This window comes from Stutzerimonas stutzeri, assembly GCF_024448895.1.
GTDB classification, from domain to species: domain Bacteria; phylum Pseudomonadota; class Gammaproteobacteria; order Pseudomonadales; family Pseudomonadaceae; genus Stutzerimonas; species Stutzerimonas stutzeri_Q.
The window spans coordinates 41,012-61,824 of sequence record NZ_JAMOIC010000015.1 but is presented as its reverse complement, the minus strand read 5'-3'; the positions used below and the strand labels follow the sequence as shown (position 1 = coordinate 61,824).

Annotated in this window: 17 protein-coding genes; 9 read left to right on the top strand and 8 right to left on the bottom strand. The window is 61.1% G+C overall.

Annotated features, from left to right (window positions below):
• Positions 1-441: 441 nt before the first annotated feature.
• The 6 genes from NA619_RS17285 (at position 442) to NA619_RS17260 (ending at position 7,976) form a co-directional block, all read left to right on the top strand.
• Complete coding sequence (locus NA619_RS17285) at positions 442-3,405, top strand: bifunctional diguanylate cyclase/phosphodiesterase (protein WP_272891810.1); 2,964 nt, start codon at positions 442-444, stop codon at positions 3,403-3,405.
• A gap of 125 nt (positions 3,406-3,530) precedes the next feature.
• Positions 3,531-4,784 (top strand): serine hydroxymethyltransferase, encoded by a 1,254-nt coding sequence (gene glyA, locus NA619_RS17280; protein WP_255963077.1) that lies wholly within the window; start codon positions 3,531-3,533, stop codon positions 4,782-4,784.
• 174 nt (positions 4,785-4,958) lie between these two features.
• Positions 4,959-6,311, top strand: coding sequence for a cache domain-containing protein (locus tag NA619_RS17275; RefSeq protein WP_255963076.1), 1,353 nt, complete (start codon positions 4,959-4,961; stop codon positions 6,309-6,311).
• Between the two features lie 27 nt (positions 6,312-6,338).
• A complete protein-coding gene (locus NA619_RS17270) occupies positions 6,339-6,977 on the top strand; it encodes a response regulator (protein WP_255963075.1) in 639 nt (212 codons plus the stop codon).
• 97 nt (positions 6,978-7,074) lie between these two features.
• Positions 7,075-7,536, top strand: coding sequence for a methyltransferase family protein (locus NA619_RS17265; RefSeq protein ID WP_255963074.1), 462 nt, complete (start codon positions 7,075-7,077; stop codon positions 7,534-7,536).
• A 59-nt stretch (positions 7,537-7,595) separates the two neighbouring features.
• Entirely contained in the window at positions 7,596-7,976 is a 381-nt protein-coding gene (locus NA619_RS17260; RefSeq protein ID WP_255963073.1) for a PilZ domain-containing protein, read from the top strand.
• Positions 7,977-8,092: 116 nt separating this feature from the next.
• Here the strand turns inward: NA619_RS17260 and radA are convergent, their stop codons facing one another.
• Positions 8,093-9,454: a DNA repair protein RadA gene (gene radA / locus NA619_RS17255; protein ID WP_255963072.1), complete on the bottom strand. Its 1,362-nt coding sequence runs from the start codon at positions 9,452-9,454 to the stop codon at positions 8,093-8,095.
• Positions 9,455-9,568: 114 nt separating this feature from the next.
• Between radA and NA619_RS17250 the strand changes: the two genes are divergently transcribed.
• Positions 9,569-10,003, top strand: coding sequence for a CopD family protein (locus NA619_RS17250; RefSeq protein ID WP_255963071.1), 435 nt, complete (start codon positions 9,569-9,571; stop codon positions 10,001-10,003).
• A gap of 155 nt (positions 10,004-10,158) precedes the next feature.
• Here NA619_RS17250 and NA619_RS17245 read toward each other — a convergent pair whose 3' ends face one another.
• Complete coding sequence (locus NA619_RS17245) at positions 10,159-10,428, bottom strand: YdcH family protein (RefSeq protein WP_255963070.1); 270 nt, start codon at positions 10,426-10,428, stop codon at positions 10,159-10,161.
• 196 nt (positions 10,429-10,624) lie between these two features.
• Here NA619_RS17245 and mscL point away from each other — a divergent pair, with 196 nt between their 5' ends.
• Positions 10,625-11,035: a large-conductance mechanosensitive channel protein MscL gene (gene mscL, locus NA619_RS17240; protein ID WP_255963069.1), complete on the top strand. Its 411-nt coding sequence runs from the start codon at positions 10,625-10,627 to the stop codon at positions 11,033-11,035.
• Positions 11,036-11,081: 46 nt separating this feature from the next.
• Here the strand turns inward: mscL and NA619_RS17235 are convergent, their stop codons facing one another.
• From NA619_RS17235 to NA619_RS17210, 6 genes are all read right to left on the bottom strand, one after another.
• Positions 11,082-13,118 carry a nitric oxide reductase activation protein NorD gene (locus NA619_RS17235; RefSeq protein ID WP_255963068.1) on the bottom strand — a complete coding sequence of 679 codons (2,037 nt, stop codon included), beginning with the start codon at positions 13,116-13,118 and terminating at the stop codon, positions 11,082-11,084.
• A gap of 89 nt (positions 13,119-13,207) precedes the next feature.
• Entirely contained in the window at positions 13,208-14,023 is an 816-nt protein-coding gene (locus NA619_RS17230; protein ID WP_255963067.1) for an AAA family ATPase, read from the bottom strand.
• A gap of 7 nt (positions 14,024-14,030) precedes the next feature.
• Positions 14,031-15,401 carry a cbb3-type cytochrome c oxidase subunit I gene (locus NA619_RS17225; RefSeq protein ID WP_255963066.1) on the bottom strand — a complete coding sequence of 457 codons (1,371 nt, stop codon included), beginning with the start codon at positions 15,399-15,401 and terminating at the stop codon, positions 14,031-14,033.
• A 45-nt stretch (positions 15,402-15,446) separates the two neighbouring features.
• Positions 15,447-16,316, bottom strand: a complete 870-nt coding sequence (locus NA619_RS17220) for a c-type cytochrome (RefSeq protein WP_255963065.1) — start codon at positions 16,314-16,316, stop codon at positions 15,447-15,449.
• A 197-nt stretch (positions 16,317-16,513) separates the two neighbouring features.
• Positions 16,514-16,846 (bottom strand): cupin domain-containing protein, encoded by a 333-nt coding sequence (locus NA619_RS17215; protein ID WP_255963064.1) that lies wholly within the window; start codon positions 16,844-16,846, stop codon positions 16,514-16,516.
• 115 nt (positions 16,847-16,961) lie between these two features.
• Positions 16,962-17,993, bottom strand: a complete 1,032-nt coding sequence (locus NA619_RS17210) for a cytochrome-c peroxidase (protein ID WP_255963063.1) — start codon at positions 17,991-17,993, stop codon at positions 16,962-16,964.
• 334 nt (positions 17,994-18,327) lie between these two features.
• Here NA619_RS17210 and NA619_RS17205 point away from each other — a divergent pair, with 334 nt between their 5' ends.
• Positions 18,328-20,772: a Lon protease family protein gene (locus NA619_RS17205; protein WP_255963062.1), complete on the top strand. Its 2,445-nt coding sequence runs from the start codon at positions 18,328-18,330 to the stop codon at positions 20,770-20,772.
• The last annotated feature ends 41 nt before the right edge of the window (positions 20,773-20,813 follow it).

Genomic DNA, 20,813 nt, shown 5'->3' with positions numbered 1-20,813 from the left:
GGCGATACCTGGCAGAAGCGATCACAGGAACACTTCGAAAAAGTTAGGTTTTGGAGCCTAAATTTGACCCAAAATCAGCAAAAGCTAACTAAAAGCTCTTCCCTGACACAGGAATGAGAGGAAAAAGATGGTAGGTGGGCTGGAAAAGCCAGTGGCCATGAGGGCTCGACTGCAGATCGTAATACGTGACTAAAATTTAATAGCGTAGATAGGCTGATTGAGCCATGGAGACGAATGCCCGTGACGGAGAGAAAAGGAGGCGAATCCCGCCGCTGCGGGCGGGTCGAACCGAACTGGCAAAGCTACCGCAATGCTCCAGACAGGGCAAACAGACGAGATCAACTGATGCTGGCGCTTTGATATCTTGCGAGGCATTCTTGACGCCATTCAGACGTCGGCTAGTCGACGTCCTCCACTGCCCACAGGAAAGGACATAATCGCTTGGTCGATCCGCATCCTTCGCTGTCCGCATCTCCGCGTTTCGGCAAGCTCGCCCGGCTGGTGTCCGCGGTAGGGACCTGGTTGCCCGTACCCGCGCGCCTGAAAACCAGGTGGCAGGCATTGCGTTTTTCGGCAAGCGCCCTTGGCGCAATCGAAGAACGCATCCTGATCAGCGACTTTGCCGGTCGACTGCAGTTTCTCAACAGCCGAGCCGAAGAGATGTTCGGCATCAGCAATCGGGATGCGCGCCGCTACGCTTTGCGAGAACTGCTCCCTTCCCTTGATCACACGGCCCTCGACGCGGCCAGCGCCAACGCCGACCTGAACCTCGACGCGGTTCGGCTGTTGCAGGATGGCGAGAGCCGGCTGTTTTCGGTTACCCGGCGGGTTTTGCGGCTGGCTGGCGCATTGCAGCCTTCCGGATTCGTCTGGGTGATGCGCGACATCACCGCCGAACGGCTGGCACAACAGGCTCTTTCCGATCGAGAGCGTTTTTGGTCCGAAGTACTGCGCGCGGTGCCTGACACCCTTTATGTCCAGGATCTGGCCGCGGGCAAGTTGTTATTCAGCAACAGCAATCTGGCGTCTCGGCTGGGTTACAGCGAGGAGGAGCGCGGCGATGACGCCAATCTGTTCTGGCAGCGCATCAGCCATCCCGATGATCAGGAGTACATCGGCCGACTGTTATCCCTGCGCGTTTCGCTGGTCGACGGTGCGTTGCAGGAATCCCTGCTGCGCTGGCGCCATCGCAACGGCAAGTGGCACTGGTTCGGTGTGACCGAACAAGTGCTCGCACGCGATGAGCAGGGGCGGGTGTTGCGGCTGATCGGAGTGGCCCGCGATGTGACTGCCAATATCGAATACAGCCATTCACTGCGCGACAGTGAGCGTCGTTATCGCATGCTGGCCGGCAGCCTGCAGGACGTCATTTTCACCACCGACAGCGCCGTCCAGATTGATTACGTGAGCCCCTCGGTACAGGCGGTGCTGGGATATAGCCCCGAGTGGACGATTGAGCATGGCCTGGATCGGGTAGTGACCAAGCCACGTCAGGCGGCGCGCTTTTATGACCTGATGCGCAAGGTGCGTAAGGCGTCTTTCAACCCGTCAGCGCTCGCCGAACTCGGGCAGAGCCTGCAGGGCCAGACGCTGTATTTCGACTGCATCACTGCTGACGGGCGACCGGTCGCCATCGAGCTGCGCATCACGCTGATCTGGAACGAGAACAACCGTTTCGACGGCGCGTTGTGCGTGGGCCGTGACATCAGCAAGCATCGCCAGGCGGAAAAGGAGCTGCGCCGCGCGGCCACGGTATTCGAACACTCGTCGGCCGCCATCGTGGTGACCGATCCGGCCGGCAGGATCGTGCAGGTTAACGACGCCTTCGAACGGATTACTGGCTACAGTGGCGACGAGGTCATGGGGCTATGGCCAACGGCACTGAGCGCTGATCGGCAACAGGCCAACCAGATGACCTTCGTGCGTGACCAGATCTTCCGGGTGGGTAAGTGGGAAGGCGAGCTCTGGCTCAAGCGCAAGGATGGCGACACCTATCCGTGCTGGATCGGAATCACGGCAGTGCGTGACGCCGAGGATGATCTGGTCAGTTACGTGTGTTTTTTCAGCGACATGAGCGAGCGTAAGGCCAGCGAGAAGCGCATTCACCGGTTGGCCTACTACGACAGCCTGACCCAGCTACCCAACCGGACACTGTTCCAGGATCGGCTGCACAGCAGTCTGCAGCTCTCCTTCCGGCGTGGCGCCTGGGTCGCCCTGATGTTTCTGGATCTTGATCGCTTCAAGCCGATCAATGATTCCCTCGGCCACGCCGCCGGTGATCGCATGCTCAAAGAGGTCGCCATGCGTTTGGCTTCTTGCGTCGAGGAAGACGACACGGTTGCCCGTATGGGCGGCGATGAATTCACTTTTCTCTTGCGCGCCGCGCCTGATCGCGACGAGGCCCTGACCCGTGCCATCCATGTCGGCGAGCGCATCCTGGCCAGCCTTACCGAACCCTTCGTATTGTCAGGACGAGAGTTCTTCGTCACCGCCAGCATCGGCATCGCCCTCAGCCCACAGGACGGCGACGACATCAGCCAGCTGATGAAGAACGCCGACACCGCGATGTATCACGCCAAGGAGCGCGGCAAGAACAACTTCCAGTTCTATCAGGCGGAAATGAACGCTCGTGCGCTGGAGCGTCTCGAACTGGAAAGTGATCTGCGCCATGCGCTCGAGCAACAGCAGTTTGTCCTGCACTACCAGCCCCAGTTTCTCGCCGATGGGCAGACGCTCACCGGTGTCGAAGCCTTGTTGCGCTGGCAGCACCCTGCGCGTGGGCTGGTGCCCCCTTGCGACTTCATTCCCGCGTTGGAGGAGCTGGGGCTGGTGGTCGAAGTCGGCGACTGGGTGATCGGTGAAGCCTGCCGGCAGATTGCACAATGGCAGGAGCAGGGAAGGGCGGTGCCGAAGGTCTCGGTCAACCTGTCCGCGCGCCAGTTCGCCGACGGCACGCTCGCCCAGCGGATCGCCGCGCTTCTGGAGGCCAGCGGCATCGCTCCGCGTTGCCTGGAGCTAGAGCTGACGGAGAGCATCCTGATGCAGGACGTCGGCGAGGCCATGCGCATGCTCGGCTCGTTGAAGCAGCTTGGCCCCTCCATCGCTATCGACGACTTCGGGACGGGTTATTCCTCACTCAACTACCTCAAGCAATTCCCCATCGATGTGCTCAAGATCGACCGCAGCTTCGTCGATGGGCTACCGGAGGGCGAGCAGGACGGCCAGATCGCCCGGGCGATCATCGCCATGGCGCACAGTCTGGGAATGTCGGTAATCGCCGAAGGTGTTGAAAATCAGGCGCAGCTGGACTTTCTGCGTGAGCACGGCTGTGATGAGGTGCAGGGGTTCTATCTGGGACGACCGATTCCCGCCAGCGCTCTGGGCGAGGGACACGGCTGGGCTTGATTGCGACTCTGCCGCTGGCTGATTCATGTTGCAGATGACCAAGGCTCATACCCGCGTTTTGGTGGATGAGGTAGAATCCGCGGCTCTCTTTTTACCGCCAGCTGATTCTCAGGGGACTGCCAACCATGTTCAGCCGTGATTTGACCCTCGCCCGTTTCGACGCCGATCTCTTCGCTGCCATGGAGCAGGAAGCCAAGCGTCAGGAAGACCACATCGAGCTGATCGCCTCGGAGAACTACACCAGCCCGGCGGTGATGGAAGCCCAGGGTTCGGTACTGACCAACAAGTACGCCGAAGGCTATCCGGGCAAGCGCTACTACGGTGGCTGCGAGTACGTGGATGTGGTCGAGCAGCTGGCCATCGACCGCGCCAAGGAACTGTTCGGCGCCGACTACGCCAACGTTCAGCCGCATGCCGGCTCCCAGGCCAACAGCGCCGTCTACCTCGCCCTTTTGCAGGCCGGTGACACCATCCTCGGCATGAGCCTGGCTCACGGCGGCCACCTGACCCACGGCGCCAGCGTCTCGTCCTCGGGCAAGCTGTACAACGCCGTGCAGTACGGCATCAACGATCAGGGGCTGATCGACTACGACGAAGTCGAGCGTCTGGCCGTCGAGCACAAGCCAAAGATGATCGTTGCCGGTTTCTCCGCTTATTCCCAGCTGTTGGATTTCGCCCGTTTCCGTGAGATCGCCGATAAGGTTGGTGCCTACCTGTTCGTCGACATGGCCCACGTCGCCGGTCTGGTTGCCGCTGGTGTCTACCCGAACCCGGTGCCGTTCGCTGACGTCGTCACTACCACCACCCACAAGACCCTGCGCGGCCCACGCGGTGGCCTGATCCTGGCGCGTGCCAACGCCGAGATCGAGAAGAAGCTGAACTCCGCCGTATTCCCGGGTGCCCAGGGTGGCCCGCTGGAGCACGTCATCGCCGCCAAGGCTGTGTGTTTCAAGGAAGCGCTGCAGCCTGAGTTCAAAGCTTATCAGCAGCAGGTGGTGAAGAACGCTCAGGCCATGGCCGACGTATTCATTCAGCGCGGCTTCGACGTGGTTTCCGGTGGTACTCAGAACCACCTGTTCCTGCTCAGCCTGATCAAGCAGGACATCACCGGTAAAGACGCCGATGCGGCCCTGGGCAATGCTCACATCACCGTAAACAAGAACAGCGTGCCGAACGACCCGCGTTCCCCGTTCGTCACTTCCGGCCTGCGTATCGGCACCCCGGCGGTCACCACCCGTGGCTTCGGCGAGACCGAGTGCCGTGATCTGGCCGGCTGGATCTGCGACATCCTCGACAACATGGGCGACGAGTCGGTGATCGCCGCGGTGCGCGGCAAGGTCGAGGCGGTCTGCGCCAAGTTCCCGGTCTACGGCAAGTAACGGCTGATGCATGACAGAAGCCCGGCCTCGCGCCGGGCTTTTTTGTTTCTGAGGGTAGGCTTGCGCCATAGCATACGACGATCAAGGCAAAGTGCCATCTGGTGCTGTCCCGGTCGTGCCCTGTAGGTTAAGTTTCATCTTCCATTGCCCGGTTCAGTTCGTCGGAGAGCCTCGATGCAGCTCAAGCACAAGATCGCCGCGCTCAGCATCCTGCCGTTGTTGCTTGCCGTGGCCGTGGTCTGCGCGTTGGTGCTTTTCCAGAACCAACGGCTCGGTGAACAGCAGGCCAAGCTGATCGAAAGCAGCATTCTGGCGAGCAAGCATGCCGAGCTGAAGAACTATGTCGAGATGGCGCTCAGCACCATTGCCCCGCTCTACGGCAACGGCGCAAATGACGACGAGACCAAGCAGAAGGTCCTTGCAGCCCTCGGGCGGTTCAGCTTCGGCAGCGATGGTTATTTCTTCGTCTACGACCGCAGCGGACGCAACCTGATGCATCCGCGCCAGAGCGACCTGGTCGGCAAGGACCTGTGGAACATGACCGATCCCAACGGCTTGCCGGTGATTCAGGCGCTCATGCACAGCGCCGAAACCGGGAAGGGATTTCAGCGCTACGCCTGGCAGAAGCCCTCGACCGGGCAGTTCGCCGAAAAGCTGGCCTATGTGGTGATGCTGGAACGCTGGGGTTGGATGCTCGGCACCGGCATCTACCTGGAGGATGTGGACCACGCGATCCTGCAGGTGCGCGAGGAGGTGGCGAGTGGCATTTACACCACCATGCTGGCCATCGCAGGCGTGGCTCTGGTTGCGGTGTTGCTGGTGTTTGCCAGTGGTCTCACGCTGAACGTCAGCGAACGGCGCCTGGCCGATCGCAAACTGCAGCTGTTGACCCAGCGCATCGTCAGCCTGCAGGAAGAAGAGCGCTCACGGGTGTCACGCGAACTGCATGACGGCATCAGCCAGTTGCTGGTGTCGATCAAGTTCCAGTTCGAGCTGGCCAGCCATGAGCTTGCCAGCGGCAATCCCAAGGCATTGACTACCCTTGATACAGGCGTAGAGCGGCTGGCCGGGGCGATCGGTGAGGTGCGCAGAATTTCCCATGATCTGCATCCGTCGCTGTTGGACACACTGGGGCTGCCAGCGGCGATTGGCCAGCTTGTGGCTGAATTCGAGCAGCGCAGTGGGCTGAAAATGCTATACAGCAACGGTCTCGGCGACGACGATCTGGACGATTCGGTGGCCGTGGCGCTGTTTCGGGTGTTGCAGGAAGCGCTAACGAATATCGAGCGGCACGCCGCTGCACAGGCGGTACATATCAGCCTGGACGGTGATGATGCCTCGGTGCGGTTGAGGGTTCGCGATGACGGCGTCGGGTTCAACCCGCGCCGGCTGGACAGCATCAAGGGCGGCGGCATCGGCTTGCGCAACATCCGGGAGCGGGTGGAGCATTTCGGCGGTCGTTTCACCCTGTTGTCGGCAGCCGGCGGTACCGAGCTGGACGTCACATTGCCGGCCCGGGCCGGCTGAGTTTTCCAATAACAAGAGGCTCGCCCAATGCACCCGCAAGCTTGCATCAAGGTGGTACTGATCGATGACCATGCCTTGGTTCGGGACGGCATCCGCGCACTGCTGATGGCGGTTCCCGAACTGGACGTTGTTGGCGAGGCCGCAGGCGGCGCCGAGGCGCTGGAGCTGCTCAGTCGTGTCGAGGCCGATGTGGTGTTGATGGACATCGGCCTGAAGGACGTCAATGGCCTCGAACTGACCCAGTCGCTGCGCCAGCAGTTTCCCGATCTCCGGGTGCTGATCCTCAGCATGTACGACAATCAGGAATACCTGAACACCTCGGTGAAGGTCGGCGCCCGGGGTTATGTGCTCAAGGACGCGCCGTCCAGAGAGATTATCGTTGCCATCGAGGCGATTGCCGCGGGGGGCACGTACTACAGCGAAGGGATCGCCGAAAAGCTCGCCAGCCGCGGCACCGAGGAGCGCGAACTGACGCCCCGGGAGCGCGAAGTGCTGCTGATGCTGGCCCAGGGGCATAACAACAAGACCATGGCGCGCGCTCTGCAGATCAGTGTGCGAACGGTGGAAACCCACCGGCTCAGCATTCGCCGCAAGCTCGACATCGATCGGCCTGCGGATCTGATGAAGCACGCCATGGTGCACGGCTGGCTGCCGGGTCAGCACTAATCAGCCGAGCACTTTCGCGGTCAGGCGGTCGAATAAGCAGCCGAGTCGACACCGAGGCTCTGTAGGATAAAGCTCGATCCCACCGCCGGAATGCATCATGACCCAGCCTCCATCCAGCGTGATACCGCCACCGCCCCTGGTCTATCTGGCCTTCATCGGATGCGCCTGGGGGCTTGCGCAAGCGATACCGCTCGACCTACCGCCTCTGGAACTGGTGCGTTACTCCGGATGGGTCGCCATCGGAGTAGGGGTCGGCTTGATGATTTGGTCGGCGCTGGAAATGTATCGCCATCGCACCACCATCAACCCCTACGGCAAACCGACCAGCCTGTTGCAGACCGGGCCGTTTCGTTTCTCCCGCAATCCGATCTACCTGGCGGACACGCTCGTTTACTGCGGTATCGGGCTGTTGCTGGAGAGCGTCTGGCCGTGGTTGCTGCTGCCCTTGCTGATCGTCTGCATGCAGCGCACTGTGATCGTTCATGAAGAGCATCTGTTGACGCGCTTGTTTGGCGATGATTATCGAACCTACCGCCGGCGCGTGCGGCGCTGGCTCTGAGCGCGACTCGTCACGGGCGTGACCTATAGTTGATCGAAAGAAATCCGGGAGTGGACACGATGAACGAAACGAGCACTGACCGCCGGCGCTTCCAGCGCTTTGAATTCGATGCTGAAACGGAGCTGGTGCAAGGCCAGAATCGCTGGCCCGTGCGACTGCACGATCTTTCGCTCAAAGGGCTGCTGGTGCACCGACCCGCAGACTGGGCTGCCGATCCCGCTCAGCCCTTCGAGGCGCTGATACGACTCTCCGATGACGCCGAGGTGCGCATGGAGGTGGAAATGACCCACGGCGAAGGCGAGCTCGTCGGCATGGTGTGTCGGCATATCGATGTCGACTCGATCAGCCATCTTCGCCGACTGGTCGAACTCAACCTTGGGGACGAGGCGCTCCTTGAGCGTGAACTGGCGGCGCTGGGTCAGGAAAGCGACGCAAACTGATCAAGCGCTTCAGGCGACGCGCCCAACCCGGTAGTGGCTAGGTACGGCCATGGAGCGTCGCAACTTTGCTCCTCCGGGAGGAAGCTGCGCCAGGCCGTCCCGCTCAGCCTTTCGCGTTATTCGAACAATGCATCCAGCGCCTGTTCGAGGCGTGTCACGGCGATGACCTGCAGGCCCGCGGGGGCCTCTTTCGGTGCATTACCCTTGGGTACGATGGCCCGCTTGAAGCCGTGCTTGGCCGCTTCCTTCAATCGCTCCTGGCCGCTCGGCACCGGGCGGATTTCCCCGGACAGCCCCACCTCGCCGAATACCAGTAGATCGGTATCAAGCGGGCGATTGCGCAAGCTGGAAATCACAGCGGCCATCAATGCAAGGTCTGATGCGGTCTCCAACACCTTCACCCCGCCGACCACGTTGATGAACACGTCCTGGTCATAGGTCGGAATGCCGCCGTGGCGATGCAGCACCGCCAGCAGCATGGCCAGGCGGTTCTGGTCGAGCCCTAGCGTCACGCGCCGAGGATTGGCCATGTGGCTGGTGTCGACCAGGGCCTGCACCTCGACCAGCATCGGTCGGGTGCCTTCCCAGGTGGCCATGACCACGCTGCCGGGTACCGCTTCCTGAGCGCGGGTCAAAAAAATCGCCGAGGGGTTGGTGACCTCCTTCAGGCCCTTGTCGGTCATGCCGAACACACCCAGCTCATTGATAGCGCCGAAGCGATTCTTCACTGCGCGCAGCAGGCGCAGGCGACCATCCGACTCGCCTTCGAAATAAAGCACGGTGTCGACCATGTGCTCGAGTACGCGCGGCCCGGCCAGTGCGCCTTCCTTGGTGACGTGGCCGACCAGAAAGATCGCCGTGCCGCTCTGTTTAGCGAACCGCACCAGCAACGCCGCGCTCTCACGAACCTGGGCGACCCCGCCCGGGGCCGACTGCAGTTGCTCGGTGAAGATGGTCTGGATCGAGTCGATGACCATGACCTTGGGCTTTTCCAGCCGCGCGGTGGCGATGATCGATTCGATGCACGTCTCGGTCATGACCTTGAGCCTGTCCTGCGGCAGATCCAGACGCCGAGCGCGCATGGCGACCTGCTGCTGGGATTCCTCACCCGTGACGTAGAGCGCCGGGAACTGACGGGCGATGTTGCACAACGTCTGCAGCAGGATGGTCGACTTGCCGATTCCCGGGTCCCCGCCGATCAGCACCACCGACCCGTCGACCAGCCCACCGCCAAGCACCCGGTCCAGTTCACCAGACGCGGTGGAGAAGCGCGGTACTTCCTCGACGCTGACTTCGGCCAACGTTCGGATGTTGGCTTGCTCCCCAGCCCAGCCGGCGCGGCCCGATGGTGGGGCGGCGCCGTCGATGATGGTTTCCACCAGCGTGTTCCAGGCGCCACAATCGCCGCACTGGCCGGCCCACTTCGGGAAGGTCGAGCCGCATTCTGTGCAGCCATACATGCGCTTGGCTTTGGCCATGGAATCTCCGCGTTTGACGAATGGAGTCGCATGATAACGGCTGACTTGATCGCCATCAGCCAAAAGCACCGCCGCAGCCCCCAGACTGTAAACAAATCGAACAGGAGTAATCCCATGCGCCATTTGTTGTTTCTGCATCTTCTAGGCGCCAGCGTCTGGGTGGGTGGCCATCTGGTGCTGCTGTTCAGCGTGCTGCCGGGTGCCCTGCGGCGCCGCGATGTGCAGCCGGTGCGAGCGTTCGAACAGCTCTACGAGCGAGTCGGCATTCCTGCGCTTTTGCTGCAGATCGTCACCGGTATCTGGCTCGCCGGGCAGTGGCTGCCGCATTCGCAGTGGTTCGGCGATTCGCCTATCGCTCATCTGGTTCAGGCCAAGCTGGCGCTGTTGGTCTTCACGGCGGTGCTGGGCGTGCATGCACGGCTGGCGATCATTCCGAAGCTTGATGCTCAGCGACTGCCCCAGCTAGGCGTGCATATCGTGCTGATCACGCTGACGGCGGTGGCATTCGTCTGGGTGGGTTCGGGCTTCAGGTTTGGCGGCTTGTTCTGAGACGGAAGCCGTCCTCTGCCCGCGGGCAGACGGCGGTCGGAATGGGCGGCCTGTTGAACGTGGGGGGCCGGCAGCCGATAGTGCGAAATGGACGACATGACCCGCCGCGTCAGGCTGGCCTGAGCGGGCGGGTAGGGGCGAAGTGAATGCTCGGATCAGCCGCAGCAACCGCCACAGCAGCTGCCGCTGGCGCGTTTCAGGTCACGAGCAATGTCGTCTTTCAGCGCAACGCGTTCCTGTTTGAGGGCGCCCAGCGCCTCTTCATCGAGCCGTTCTACCCCGTCTTCCACGCGGCAGATCTGCTTGTCGAGGGCTTCGTAGGTTTCCGCCTTGCGCGCGAAGTTGGGATCCTGCTGGCGCATCTGATGAAGCAGCTCGCGTTTTTCCGGGAAATCCTTGATCAGTGGGTGATGTTCAACGTGCATGGTGCCGCTCCGGTTTGTGTACTGAGAGCTGTACCTTAGCCGTGCGCCCGTGCATTCCTTTTGACGGCGATCAAGAGGTCGCCAATGTGCCTCGGCCATTGATCGTCGAACCGGTCTGGTCCGGTCGATCAATCCCGCCTATGCTTGTGCTGCGGAAATCGCCGCGACCACACTTGAATCGGACGGGAAACAGAAAATGGGCATGATCAGCGAATTCAAAGCGTTTGCAGTCAGGGGGAATGTAATCGACATGGCGGTGGGCATCATCGTTGGCGCTGCGTTTACCAAGATTGTTTCGTCCTTCGTTGCTGATGTCGTCACGCCCCCGCTCGGGTTGCTGATTGGTGGTGTGGATTTCTCTGATCTGGCCATTGTGCTCAAACAGGCAGTAGGCGACACGCCCGCCGTGACCCTGAGCTACGGCAGCTTCATCCAGACCGTGTTCGACTTCATCATCGTAGCCTTCGCGATTTTCCTAGCGGTCAAAGGCATCAACCATCTCAAGCGCAAAGAGGCGGAGGCCCCGTCCGCGCCGCCTGCCCCAAGCAAGGAAGAGATCCTGCTGACCGAAATCCGCGATGCGTTGCGGGCCCAGAATCGACCTTGATTGACCTGTCTTCAGCCGGTGTTCCTCCGAGGGTGGTGATCGTTACTCAGGTTGCGACTAGCCTTTTGAGCCATTCGAGCAGCACCCCGGGGAGCAGCTCGGGCTTGGGCAGCAATGCGTATTGGTGAGCGCCGAACACCTTGGGCAGATAGTTGGCTGCCTGTCGATCTATCGTCAGGCAGAAGGTCGAAATACCTTGCAGGTTGGCTTCGGTCACGGCCTGGCGCATGTCCTCCACGCCGTAGCGACCTTCGTAGTCATCGTTGTCGTTGGGCTTGCCATCCGATAGTAACAGCAGCAGGCGGTGGGTTGCGGTCTGTTGCAAAAGCCCGCTGCTTGCATGGCGAATCGCCGCACCGGCGCGGGTGTAATGCTCGGGCTCAAGAGAGCTGATGTGCAACGCGACATCATGACTGAAAGGCTCGTCGAAGCGTTTCAGCTGGCGCACGATGACGGCTTCCGGACCCTCTCCGGAGAAGGCCTGCACCGCATAAGGCTCTCCAAGACCCTCCAGTGCAATGCATACGAGAAGCAGGGCTTCACGCTCCACATCGATGATCCGGCGTTCGGCTGATACCCAGCCATCGGTCGAGCCGCTGACATCGATCAGCAGGGTGATCGCCAGATCCCGCTCCGCAGTGCGGCGGCTTTGATACAGCGCGTCAGACAGCGAGCCGCCCGCCCTGAAGTCGGCGTAGCTGTCGATATAGGCCTGCATGTCGATCTCATCGCCATCCAGCTGTCGCCGTCGCGTGACATGGCGGGCGCGGAGCATTTCGAAGCGTCTGCGGATCTGGTTCAGCATCGAGCGATGTTCATCCAGGGTGGCCTCCACCCATTCCTGAGACCCCGGCAAATTGGGCAGCACCCTGACCGTGGCGCCCGGCTGGCGATAGTGCCCGGTCCGGTAATCCCACTCCGGGTATTGCAGGCCCTGACCATCAGCGATGGCGCGCTTGAGTTGCAGGGCCGTGTTGCCGTCGGGAGGGTCGTCCGAGATCAATACTTCCTTGGGCCTGCCCGGGGACGACACCAGGCGTGCTTCGGGCAGTTCGGAGAGCATGTCACCGTAGTCGTCTGCGCTGGTGTTCTCATCGTGGTCCACAGGGCGCGTCAGGCCCAGCGGGTCCTCGGCGTGCTGGTGCGGCTCATCGGCCTGCACCATGAATACGCCGTCCTCCTGGCTGTCCTCGTCTTCAGCGGCTTCGCGGATGTCGGGCCGCCGGCGCAGGTTGGCACTTCGCGGCGGTGCGCTGTCCGGCTGAGGGTAGTCTCCCATGGGCTGCGCGTGCCCCAACTCCTCCGCAGCGCCGTTCGGGGTAAGCAGACTACCGGTCCAGCAATCCCTGAGCAGTGGCGCGTTGCCCATGGAGCGATCATCCGGCGACAGTTTCAGCGTGGTGAGCAACGCTCCGATCAGCGAGCGAGAATGTTCTGGCGACTCGCTCAACGCGAAATCCCGCGGAGTCTGGCCGCACGGGCAGGCGAGGAGCTGGCGCAGCAGCGCTTCAAGGGGTCGTCGAGCACACGAGAAGTTGTTGATGGCCGGCCGCTGTCGCAATGCATGTTGCCGAAGACGTTCGATTGCGGGGGCCATGCCCGGCAACAGCTCGGCCAGCGTCTCGTCTACGGCCCAGGCTTCGAGCAGTAGATAGGCGTCCGCCTGCAGCGGTGACAGCGAGTCGCCGTCGAGGTCAGCAGTACCCCGTTGAGCGCGAAGCGCCTGCTGCAACGCCAGAACTCGATAGTGTTCGGCTCCCCGTTCGATGTTCTCGATTCCGGAGTCAGCCGGTAACCAGAGCTTCCGGCCATCGGTTGCCGGAACTGGCCGGCGTTGCCAAGGGTTCTGGGTCCGTCCGAATAATCGCGCCAGCAAGGTTGGAAGCGCCGGAGGCTGGGCGATTCTGATTGGGTAGCTGGTACCCGTGACGGCGGTAATGAACAAGTCCAGACGGGCGGCATTGTCTGCAAGTAGGACGGTGGGCGGCCCTTTCGGCAAAGGACGGTAACGGCGCCACATCCTCTGCGCGAAGACTGTTGCATGTCGCGCAGCGTCGCTGACCAGCTCTTCGGCTTCAGCCATGGCGGGTGGCTCCGCTGCGGCATCTCGGCAGGCACCGGCCGCAATGGGGTCGCCTGACAGTTGCCGACTCGATAGCGCCCCAGCGCGGTCTAGACAAAGCTACCGTCAACCAGATCGCGTAGGGCGCTGACCATCGACGGCTCATCTGACAGCGGCGAGACTATGGCTGCATAGCAGGCCTCTCGTACCGGAATGCCACAGAGGGTCAATGTGCCGGCAGCTATCAGCAGTCGGGTGCTTGGCACCTCCGCCAGCCCGCGATCGCGCAACTGACGAATCCGCCCGGCAAGGCTGACCAGGCCTTTGGCGACGGCACGTTCGACTCCGCTTTCATGCTGCACGATCAGCGCTTCGTGCTCGGCTGCTGGAAAATCCATGTCCATGGCGACGAAGCGTTGTCGGGTGCTGGGTTTGAGGTCCTTGAGCATGCGCTGGTAGCCGGGATTGTAGGAAACGACCAGCTGAAAACCAGGCGCCGCCTGGATGTTCTCGCCGGTCTTGTCGATTGGCAGCGTCCGGCGGTAGTCGGTCAGTGCGTGCAACACGACCACGGTGTCCTGCCGCGCTTCGACCACCTCGTCGAGATAGCAGATGGCGCCCTCACGGACCGCCCGGGTCAGCGGTCCATCCTGCCAGACGGTGCCGTCGTGGCGAATCAGGTAACGACCGATCAGGTCGCTTGCTGAGAGGTCGTCATGACAGGGGATGGTGATCAGCGGCCGACCAAGGCGCCAGGCCATATGCTCGACGAAGCGCGTCTTACCGCAGCCTGTCGGCCCTTTGAGCATTACGGCCAGCCCGCGGCTGTGGCAATGCTCGAATAGCGCGACCTCGTTGCCCGCCGGCCTGTACCAGGGCTCATCCGCTGGCTGACGCGCGGACAAGTCATGAAGCGATTGATCCACGCCCACCTCAGACGGCTCGATCTGCTGGTATACCGGTTTCCATCAGCTCGCTTTCGTCCAGCTCAAATCGCGGTCGATAGCTGAAGAAGTCGTAGATGAACAAGCCGACGCCGACGGAGAAAATACTGGCAGTGGAGATCAGCATCACGAAGTGGATCTGAATCTTCAACTGAGCGTCCAGGTAGCCCATGCCCATGATCCGCTCCAGATAGACTTGGCCAATCCCTGCGGTGGCGAAGGAGAGCGTCATGCCGAACATGCCGGCCAGCTGCAGCCAAAAGGCCCAGTAGCCGATCGTGGTGCCTTGCTCCGGCCGCTTGTTGGTGAGTGAGGGCAGTGCGTAGGTGATCATCGCCAGCACGATCATGGCGTAGGCGCCATAGAAGGCGGCATGACCATGCATGGCGGTGATCAGCGTGCCGTGGGTCCATTTGTTGATGCTCGGCCAGGTGTGCGCCAGCCCCAGCAGCCCCGCACCGAACAGCGTAAAGATGGTGCTGCCGAGGGTCCAGTGCAGCGCCAGCGAGTTGGGATGCGCCATGCCGGAACGACGCATCGCACTGTAGGCGTACATGGCCATACCGATGATGGCCAGCGGTTCCAGGGCGCTGAAGAAACCGCCAATCGGCAGCCAGTAATGCGGCACGCCGACCCAGTAATAGTGGTGCGCAGTGCCGAGAATCCCGGCGATGAACACTAGCCCGACGATCACGTACAGCCATTTCTCGAGGACTTCTCGGTCTGCCCCGGATAGGCGTATCAGTAGGTAGGCGAGGAAGGCGCCCATGATCATCATCCACACACCTTCCACCCACAGGTGAATGGTCCACCACCGGTAAAAGATGGAAACCGTGTAGTTCTCGTAGTGCAGCAACGCGGGGAAAAACAGGACGGCGGAGCTCACCAGTCCAAGCAGCAGCACGCCTTCGGTGGTCGTGAATCGGCCAGATTTCTTGATGGTCATGCCGATGTTGTAGAGAAATATCAGCATGCAGATGACGATGACGATCTTGTGTGGCAGTGGCTGTTCCAGCAGCTTGTTACCTGTGCCATAGCCGAACAGGTAGCCGATGACTGCGGTGACGCCCATGGCGGTCCAAAGCCCCAGCTGGATGTAAGCGAGCTTGGTGCTGTGCAGTTCGGTACGCGACTCATCGGGCACCATCCAATAGGTAGCGCCCATGAAGCCGGTCAGCACCCAGACGATCAACAGGTTGGTGTGGATCACCTTGGTGACGTCGAACGGCAGGATATTCAGCAGCGGATCCGGACCCAAGTATTTGGTGGCGGAAAGCAGGCCGAACACCAGTTGCAATCCGAAAAGCACCATTGCCACGGCGAAGTACCAGTAGGCAACCGATTGTGATTTATAGCGCATGGCTGAACCCCTGCATGATCGTCCGGCGGGCTGTGCGCACCGCACTCATTTGAATGACGCCAGGTACTGAACCAGCTGATCGATCTGCTCATCGGTCAGCGATTCGCCGTAACTGGTGGGCATAAAGGACACGCCGCCGGCCGAGTACATCTCGCCGGGATGGAGGTAGGCGCTTGGCGACACGATGGATTCGCGGATAAACGCCTCTACGCTGTCGGCTTCGCCCTGGTAATCAGGCGAATCGAGGTTTTTTTGTGCCCGTGTGGCCAGGCCAGCCAGCGTCGGTCCGGCTAAATTCACGCCAGGCGCGACGGAGTGGCACGCGTTGCATGCCGGAGCAGCGGTTGTGAAAAGCGCTTCGCCAAGTGCGATAGGGTCCTCGTCGCCTGCGACAGGCCGAGAGCCAGGCGGCATCTGTTCTTCCGTCTTGCCAGGGCCGGAAGCGTCCTGCTGTGCGATGGTCAGGCTGGTGCCGGGGATCGAGGATCCGGTAACCAGGATTGGTCGCGGTGGCCATCCCTGGTTGTCGACATTGGCGACCCAGTCGAGGAACGCGATGAGGTCGTCGATCTCCTCGTCTTCGAGATTGGGATTGGGCATCAGCCGGCGGTGCTGCTGTTCGTTGTAGAACCGCTCAGGCTCCTTCATAAAAGCCTTTAGATAAGGCGCCCCTCGCAATTGCGTGATCTTTGTCAGATCGGGTGCGTAGTAGGCGCCTTCACCGAACAGCGTGTGGCAGTTGATGCAGTTGTTGCCGTGCCAGACGTCATTACCGCGGGTGACGGCGGGCGTGATGTTTTCGGCATTTGTCAGCTTGGGAAACTGCCTGTGGCTGTCGATCGTCAGCCCGAGAAATGCAAGCGACGCCACCAGGGTCGAGCCGATGGCGAACAAGCGGGTTTGTCTTTTGTTCATCGTAGGCTCCGCTCAAACACCGATACCGGCCCAATGGACGATACCCATGACGCCGGCGTAGATGACTGCAGTTGCCATCAGCGCCAACACCACAAAACTGAGAACTCTGAAGAACTTAACCAAAGCGATGCTCCTTTCGTTGGCCAACGGGTTGCCGCGTGGCTTTAGAGGTCAGGGCGTGTCTGGCTTGCGTCCGCTCATGTTTCAGGCCGGCGCTGGATGTTCACCAGTACCACGGCATCGGCGAGCGCCCGAAGTGCATGTTCGGCGTGGCTCTCGAGATACAGATGATCATTGACCTGCATGGTGTGCCACGCGCCATGCGCCTGAACTTCTACCTTGCCTTGCAGGCACAACAGCGTGATGGCGCCGGCTACGGCGTGGGGCGGGACCTGCTTGCCTTCCGGCATGCACAGGCGCATGACTTCAAGATCAGGTGTGCTGACGATTGCTTGCGATTGAACTGCTGGCAATTCCGAGTAAGTGAGGACATTGATCACTTCCCCTGATCGAGCATGATGCAAAGCCATCGGTGTTCACCATTTTGGTGCATGTAACCGGAGGCTAGTTGACGAAGGGGTATACGTCGAGGTGAGCCAGTGATTCAAACCCGCGGCCTAAGGCCGCAGGTCTGCTCCCGCCTCTTTATTCGGGGCGGGGGGTGTCTGGCGTGCTGGCGGGTAGTACGGGATAGGCGACTTGCGGTTGCTGGCCGGTGAGGCTACGCAGGAACGCTGCAATTGCGCCGACCTCGTCTTCCTTCAGTGTGCGACCCAGCTGGCTGTCGCCCATGATCGCGACGGCTTGCTCCAGCTCCCAGACCTCACCGCTGTGGAAGTAGGGCGGGGTCAGCGCAACGTTGCGCAAGGGGGCGGCCCGGAATACATACTCATCCGACGCCGTGTTGGTCACGGTGAAGCGTCCTTTGTCTCCGCTCGGCAGAATCTCTGCGCCCGGCTTCTTGATCACACCGAATGGGAAATACCCCTGGCCACCAAGGTTCACACCGCTGTGGCAGGCAGAGCAACCGGTATCCATGAAAAGCGCCAGGCCTTCTTTCTGTTTGGCATCGAGCGCCTTGTCTTCTCCTTTGAGGTAACGGTCGAACGGCGAGTCTGGCGTCGTCAGGCTGACTTCGAACGCTTCAAGCGCGTAGGCCATGTTGTCAAAGCTGATTGGGTCCTTGTCCGCCGGGAAGGCCTTTTTGAATTCACTGGCGTATGCCGGGATGCTTTTGAGCGTTGCGACGACGCGTTCAGGCGTGTTGTTCATTTCGACGCCTGCCTGGACGGGCCCCTTCGCCTGGGCCTGCAGATCTTCAGCGCGACCGTCCCAGAATTGCGCGGCGTTGAACACCGCGTTCAGCACCGTCGGCGAATTGCGAGGCCCTTTCTGCCAGCCATGGCCTATTGAAGTGGTGACATTGTCGCCGCCACCCAGGCTTAGGTTGTGGCAGGTATTGCAGCTGATGACATGACTGCGTGACACCCTTGGATCGAACCAGAGCTTGTGGCCGAGTCGTGCCTGATCGGCGCTGACGGCTTTACCGCGAACCTCGGTGACCTTCTCCGGGATCGGCTTGAATTGGGTATTGGCGCGGTCACGCAACTCATCGGCGGACGCTGCCTGGGTCATCAGCATCAGTCCGCTGATCAGGACGGAAAGAGTAGGGCGCATCACGGAATCCTTTTATATGTTGGCGACTTCAGGAGGCGCCTTTTGCGTCCCAAGGGAGTTGATTTGAATCAAGGCAGGGGCGTGCCGCAGCGGGCCGGGATGTCGCACCTTCACCCTTGCCCCAGCTGAGGCCATTGCTTGCCGGAGCATCCTTTACGCGGTTTCCGGTTTGGATCCGCTCGGAAAGGCGCTATCGGACCGGCCGTATCGCTGCGCGGTTGCTTCATCCCGTAAACCGCCATGGGTCACCTTCCTGACCTTGCAGCCGGGCATGGGCATCGCCAGAATGGCGGCATCAATCGTGGTCTATCGGCCACTCCAGCAAGGATTTCCAATGCCCGAAACTGTCGCTGCCGGCCTGCGCCTGGCGCCCGATGCGCTCACCCGTCCTTTCGAACCCAGCCAGTTCGCTTTCAACACCACCGATGAGCTGGAGCCATTTCTTGGCGTGCTCGGGCAGGAGCGGGCCGTAGAGGCGCTGCAGTTCGGCGTGGCGATGCCGCGCCCTGGTTACAACGTGTATGTGATGGGGGAGCCCGGGACTGGTCGCTTCTCGTTCGTGCGCCGCTATCTGAGAGCCGAAGGCAAGCGTTTGGACACGCCCTCCGACTGGCTTTACGTGAACAATTTCGACGAGCCGCGTGAGCCGCGGGTGGTGGAGCTGCCACAAGGCGGGGCGGCCGAGTTCATCGCCGACATTGGGCAACTGATCGACAACCTGATGGCCACCTTTCCGGCTGTTTTCGAGCACCCGAGCTTTCAACAGAAGAAGAGCGCCATCGATCGCGCGTTCAACCAGCGTTACGACAAGGCGCTGGACGTCATCGAAAAACTGGCGCTGGAAAAGGAGATCGCCCTTTACCGCGACAGCAGCAACATCGCCTTCACGCCGATGAAGGATGGGAAGTCGATGGACGAGGCGGAGTTCGCCCAGCTACCGGAAGCGGAGCGTGAGCGTTATCACGAGGATATATCCGCGCTGGAAGTCCACCTGAACGAAGGGCTCGCCAGCCTCCCGCAATGGAAACGCGAGTCCAGCAATCAGCTACGACAGCTCAACGACGAAACCATTAGTCAGGCGCTGCAGCCGCTGCTGGCACCGCTGTCGGAAAAATATGGCGAGAACGCCGGAATCGAGGCCTATTTGCAGGCGGTACAGGTAAATCTGTTGAAAACGGTCGTGGAGCAGCTGGTTGACGAGAACCGTCCCGACGCCCAGACCCGTCAGCTGCTCGAAGAGCAGTACAGCCCAAGCCTGGTAGTTGGTCATCCCCTCGATGGCGGCGCGCCAGTGGTATTCGAGCCGCATCCGACCTACGACAACCTGTTTGGCCGCATTGAGTACAGCACCGACCAGGGCGCGCTCTATACCAGTTACCGCCAGTTGCGTCCGGGTGCCCTGCACCGCGCAAACGGCGGTTTCCTCATGCTCGAAGCGGAAAAGATGCTGAGCGAGCCCTTCGTCTGGGAAGCGCTCAAGCGCGCATTGCAGTCGCGCAAGCTGAAGATGGAGTCGCCGCTGGCCGAACTCGGTCGGCTGGCAACGGTGACTCTGAATCCGGCAGTCATCCCGTTGAATGTGAAGGTGGTGATCATCGGTTCGCGCCAGCTGTATTACACCTTGCAGGACCTCGATCCGGACTTTCAGGAGATGTTTCGCGTGCTGGTGGATTTCGACGAAGACATCCCGTTGGCCGAGGACAGCCTCGAGCAGTTCGCGCAACTGATGAAGACCCGTACCTCGGAAGAGGGCATGGCGCCGCTGACCGCTGCAGCGGTGGCGCGACTGGCGACTTACAGCGCTCGGTTGGCCGAACATCAGGGACGTCTGTCGGCGCGGATTGGCGATCTGTTTCAGCTGGTCAGTGAAGCGGACTTCATTCGTCAGCTGGCCAAAGACGAAGTAACGGACGTAGGCCACATCGAGCGCGCACTGAAGGCCAAGGCCACGCGCACCGGACGCGTCTCGGCGCGAATCCTCGAAGACATTCTTGCTGGCGTCATCCTGATCGACAGCGAAGGTGCCGCCATCGGCAAGTGCAACGGCCTGACCGTCCTTGAGGTCGGTGACTCGGCGTTCGGCATGCCGGCTCGTATCTCCGCGACCGTTTATCCGGGCGGCTCGGGCATCGTCGACATTGAGCGCGAGGTCAATCTGGGGCAGCCGATCCACTCCAAGGGCGTAATGATCCTGACCGGCTTTCTCGGCAGTCGCTACGCACAGGAATTCCCGCTGGAAATCTCGGCCAGTATCGCGCTGGAACAATCCTACGGTTACGTCGATGGAGACAGCGCCTCGCTCGGCGAGTGTTGCGCATTGATCTCGGCCATATCCCGTACGCCGCTCAAACAGTGCTTCGCGATTACCGGATCTATCAACCAGTTTGGCGAGGTGCAGGCGGTTGGCGGCGTCAATGAGAAGATTGAAGGTTTCTTCCGGCTCTGCGAGGCGCGAGGGCTGACTGGCGAGCAGGGCGCGATCATTCCGTTTGCCAACGTCACCACACTGATGCTCGATGACCGTGTACTCGAGGCGGTGCGCCAGGAGCGATTCCACATCTATGCGGTACGGCATGTCGACGAAGCGCTGTCGCTGTTAGTGGGTGAGCCGGTAGGTGCCGCGGACAAGGACGGCCAGTTCCCGAAAGGCAGCGTAAACGCCCGCGTCGTCGAGCGGCTGCGCGACATCGCTGAGATCGAACTGGAGGATGATCACAAAAGTGATGCGGCTTCGCCTGAGGAAGTATTGGCTGCGGCGCAAGGGGGCGCAGCGCTGTAGAACTGATATGTATCGTTGGACATTATTCGAACGGAACGATA

Coding starts and splice junctions, on each gene's coding strand:
- glyA (WP_255963077.1), top strand. CDS start 3,531: ATGTTCAGCCGTGATTTGACCCTCGCCCGTTTCGACGCCGATCTCTTC.
- NA619_RS17275 (WP_255963076.1), top strand. CDS start 4,959: ATGCAGCTCAAGCACAAGATCGCCGCGCTCAGCATCCTGCCGTTGTTG.
- NA619_RS17270 (WP_255963075.1), top strand. CDS start 6,339: ATGCACCCGCAAGCTTGCATCAAGGTGGTACTGATCGATGACCATGCC.
- NA619_RS17265 (WP_255963074.1), top strand. CDS start 7,075: ATGACCCAGCCTCCATCCAGCGTGATACCGCCACCGCCCCTGGTCTAT.
- NA619_RS17260 (WP_255963073.1), top strand. CDS start 7,596: ATGAACGAAACGAGCACTGACCGCCGGCGCTTCCAGCGCTTTGAATTC.
- radA (WP_255963072.1), bottom strand. CDS start 9,454: ATGGCCAAAGCCAAGCGCATGTATGGCTGCACAGAATGCGGCTCGACC.
- NA619_RS17250 (WP_255963071.1), top strand. CDS start 9,569: ATGCGCCATTTGTTGTTTCTGCATCTTCTAGGCGCCAGCGTCTGGGTG.
- NA619_RS17245 (WP_255963070.1), bottom strand. CDS start 10,428: ATGCACGTTGAACATCACCCACTGATCAAGGATTTCCCGGAAAAACGC.
- mscL (WP_255963069.1), top strand. CDS start 10,625: ATGGGCATGATCAGCGAATTCAAAGCGTTTGCAGTCAGGGGGAATGTA.
- NA619_RS17235 (WP_255963068.1), bottom strand. CDS start 13,118: ATGGCTGAAGCCGAAGAGCTGGTCAGCGACGCTGCGCGACATGCAACA.
- NA619_RS17225 (WP_255963066.1), bottom strand. CDS start 15,401: ATGCGCTATAAATCACAATCGGTTGCCTACTGGTACTTCGCCGTGGCA.
- NA619_RS17220 (WP_255963065.1), bottom strand. CDS start 16,316: ATGAACAAAAGACAAACCCGCTTGTTCGCCATCGGCTCGACCCTGGTG.
- NA619_RS17215 (WP_255963064.1), bottom strand. CDS start 16,846: ATGGCTTTGCATCATGCTCGATCAGGGGAAGTGATCAATGTCCTCACT.
- NA619_RS17210 (WP_255963063.1), bottom strand. CDS start 17,993: ATGCGCCCTACTCTTTCCGTCCTGATCAGCGGACTGATGCTGATGACC.
- NA619_RS17205 (WP_255963062.1), top strand. CDS start 18,328: ATGCCCGAAACTGTCGCTGCCGGCCTGCGCCTGGCGCCCGATGCGCTC.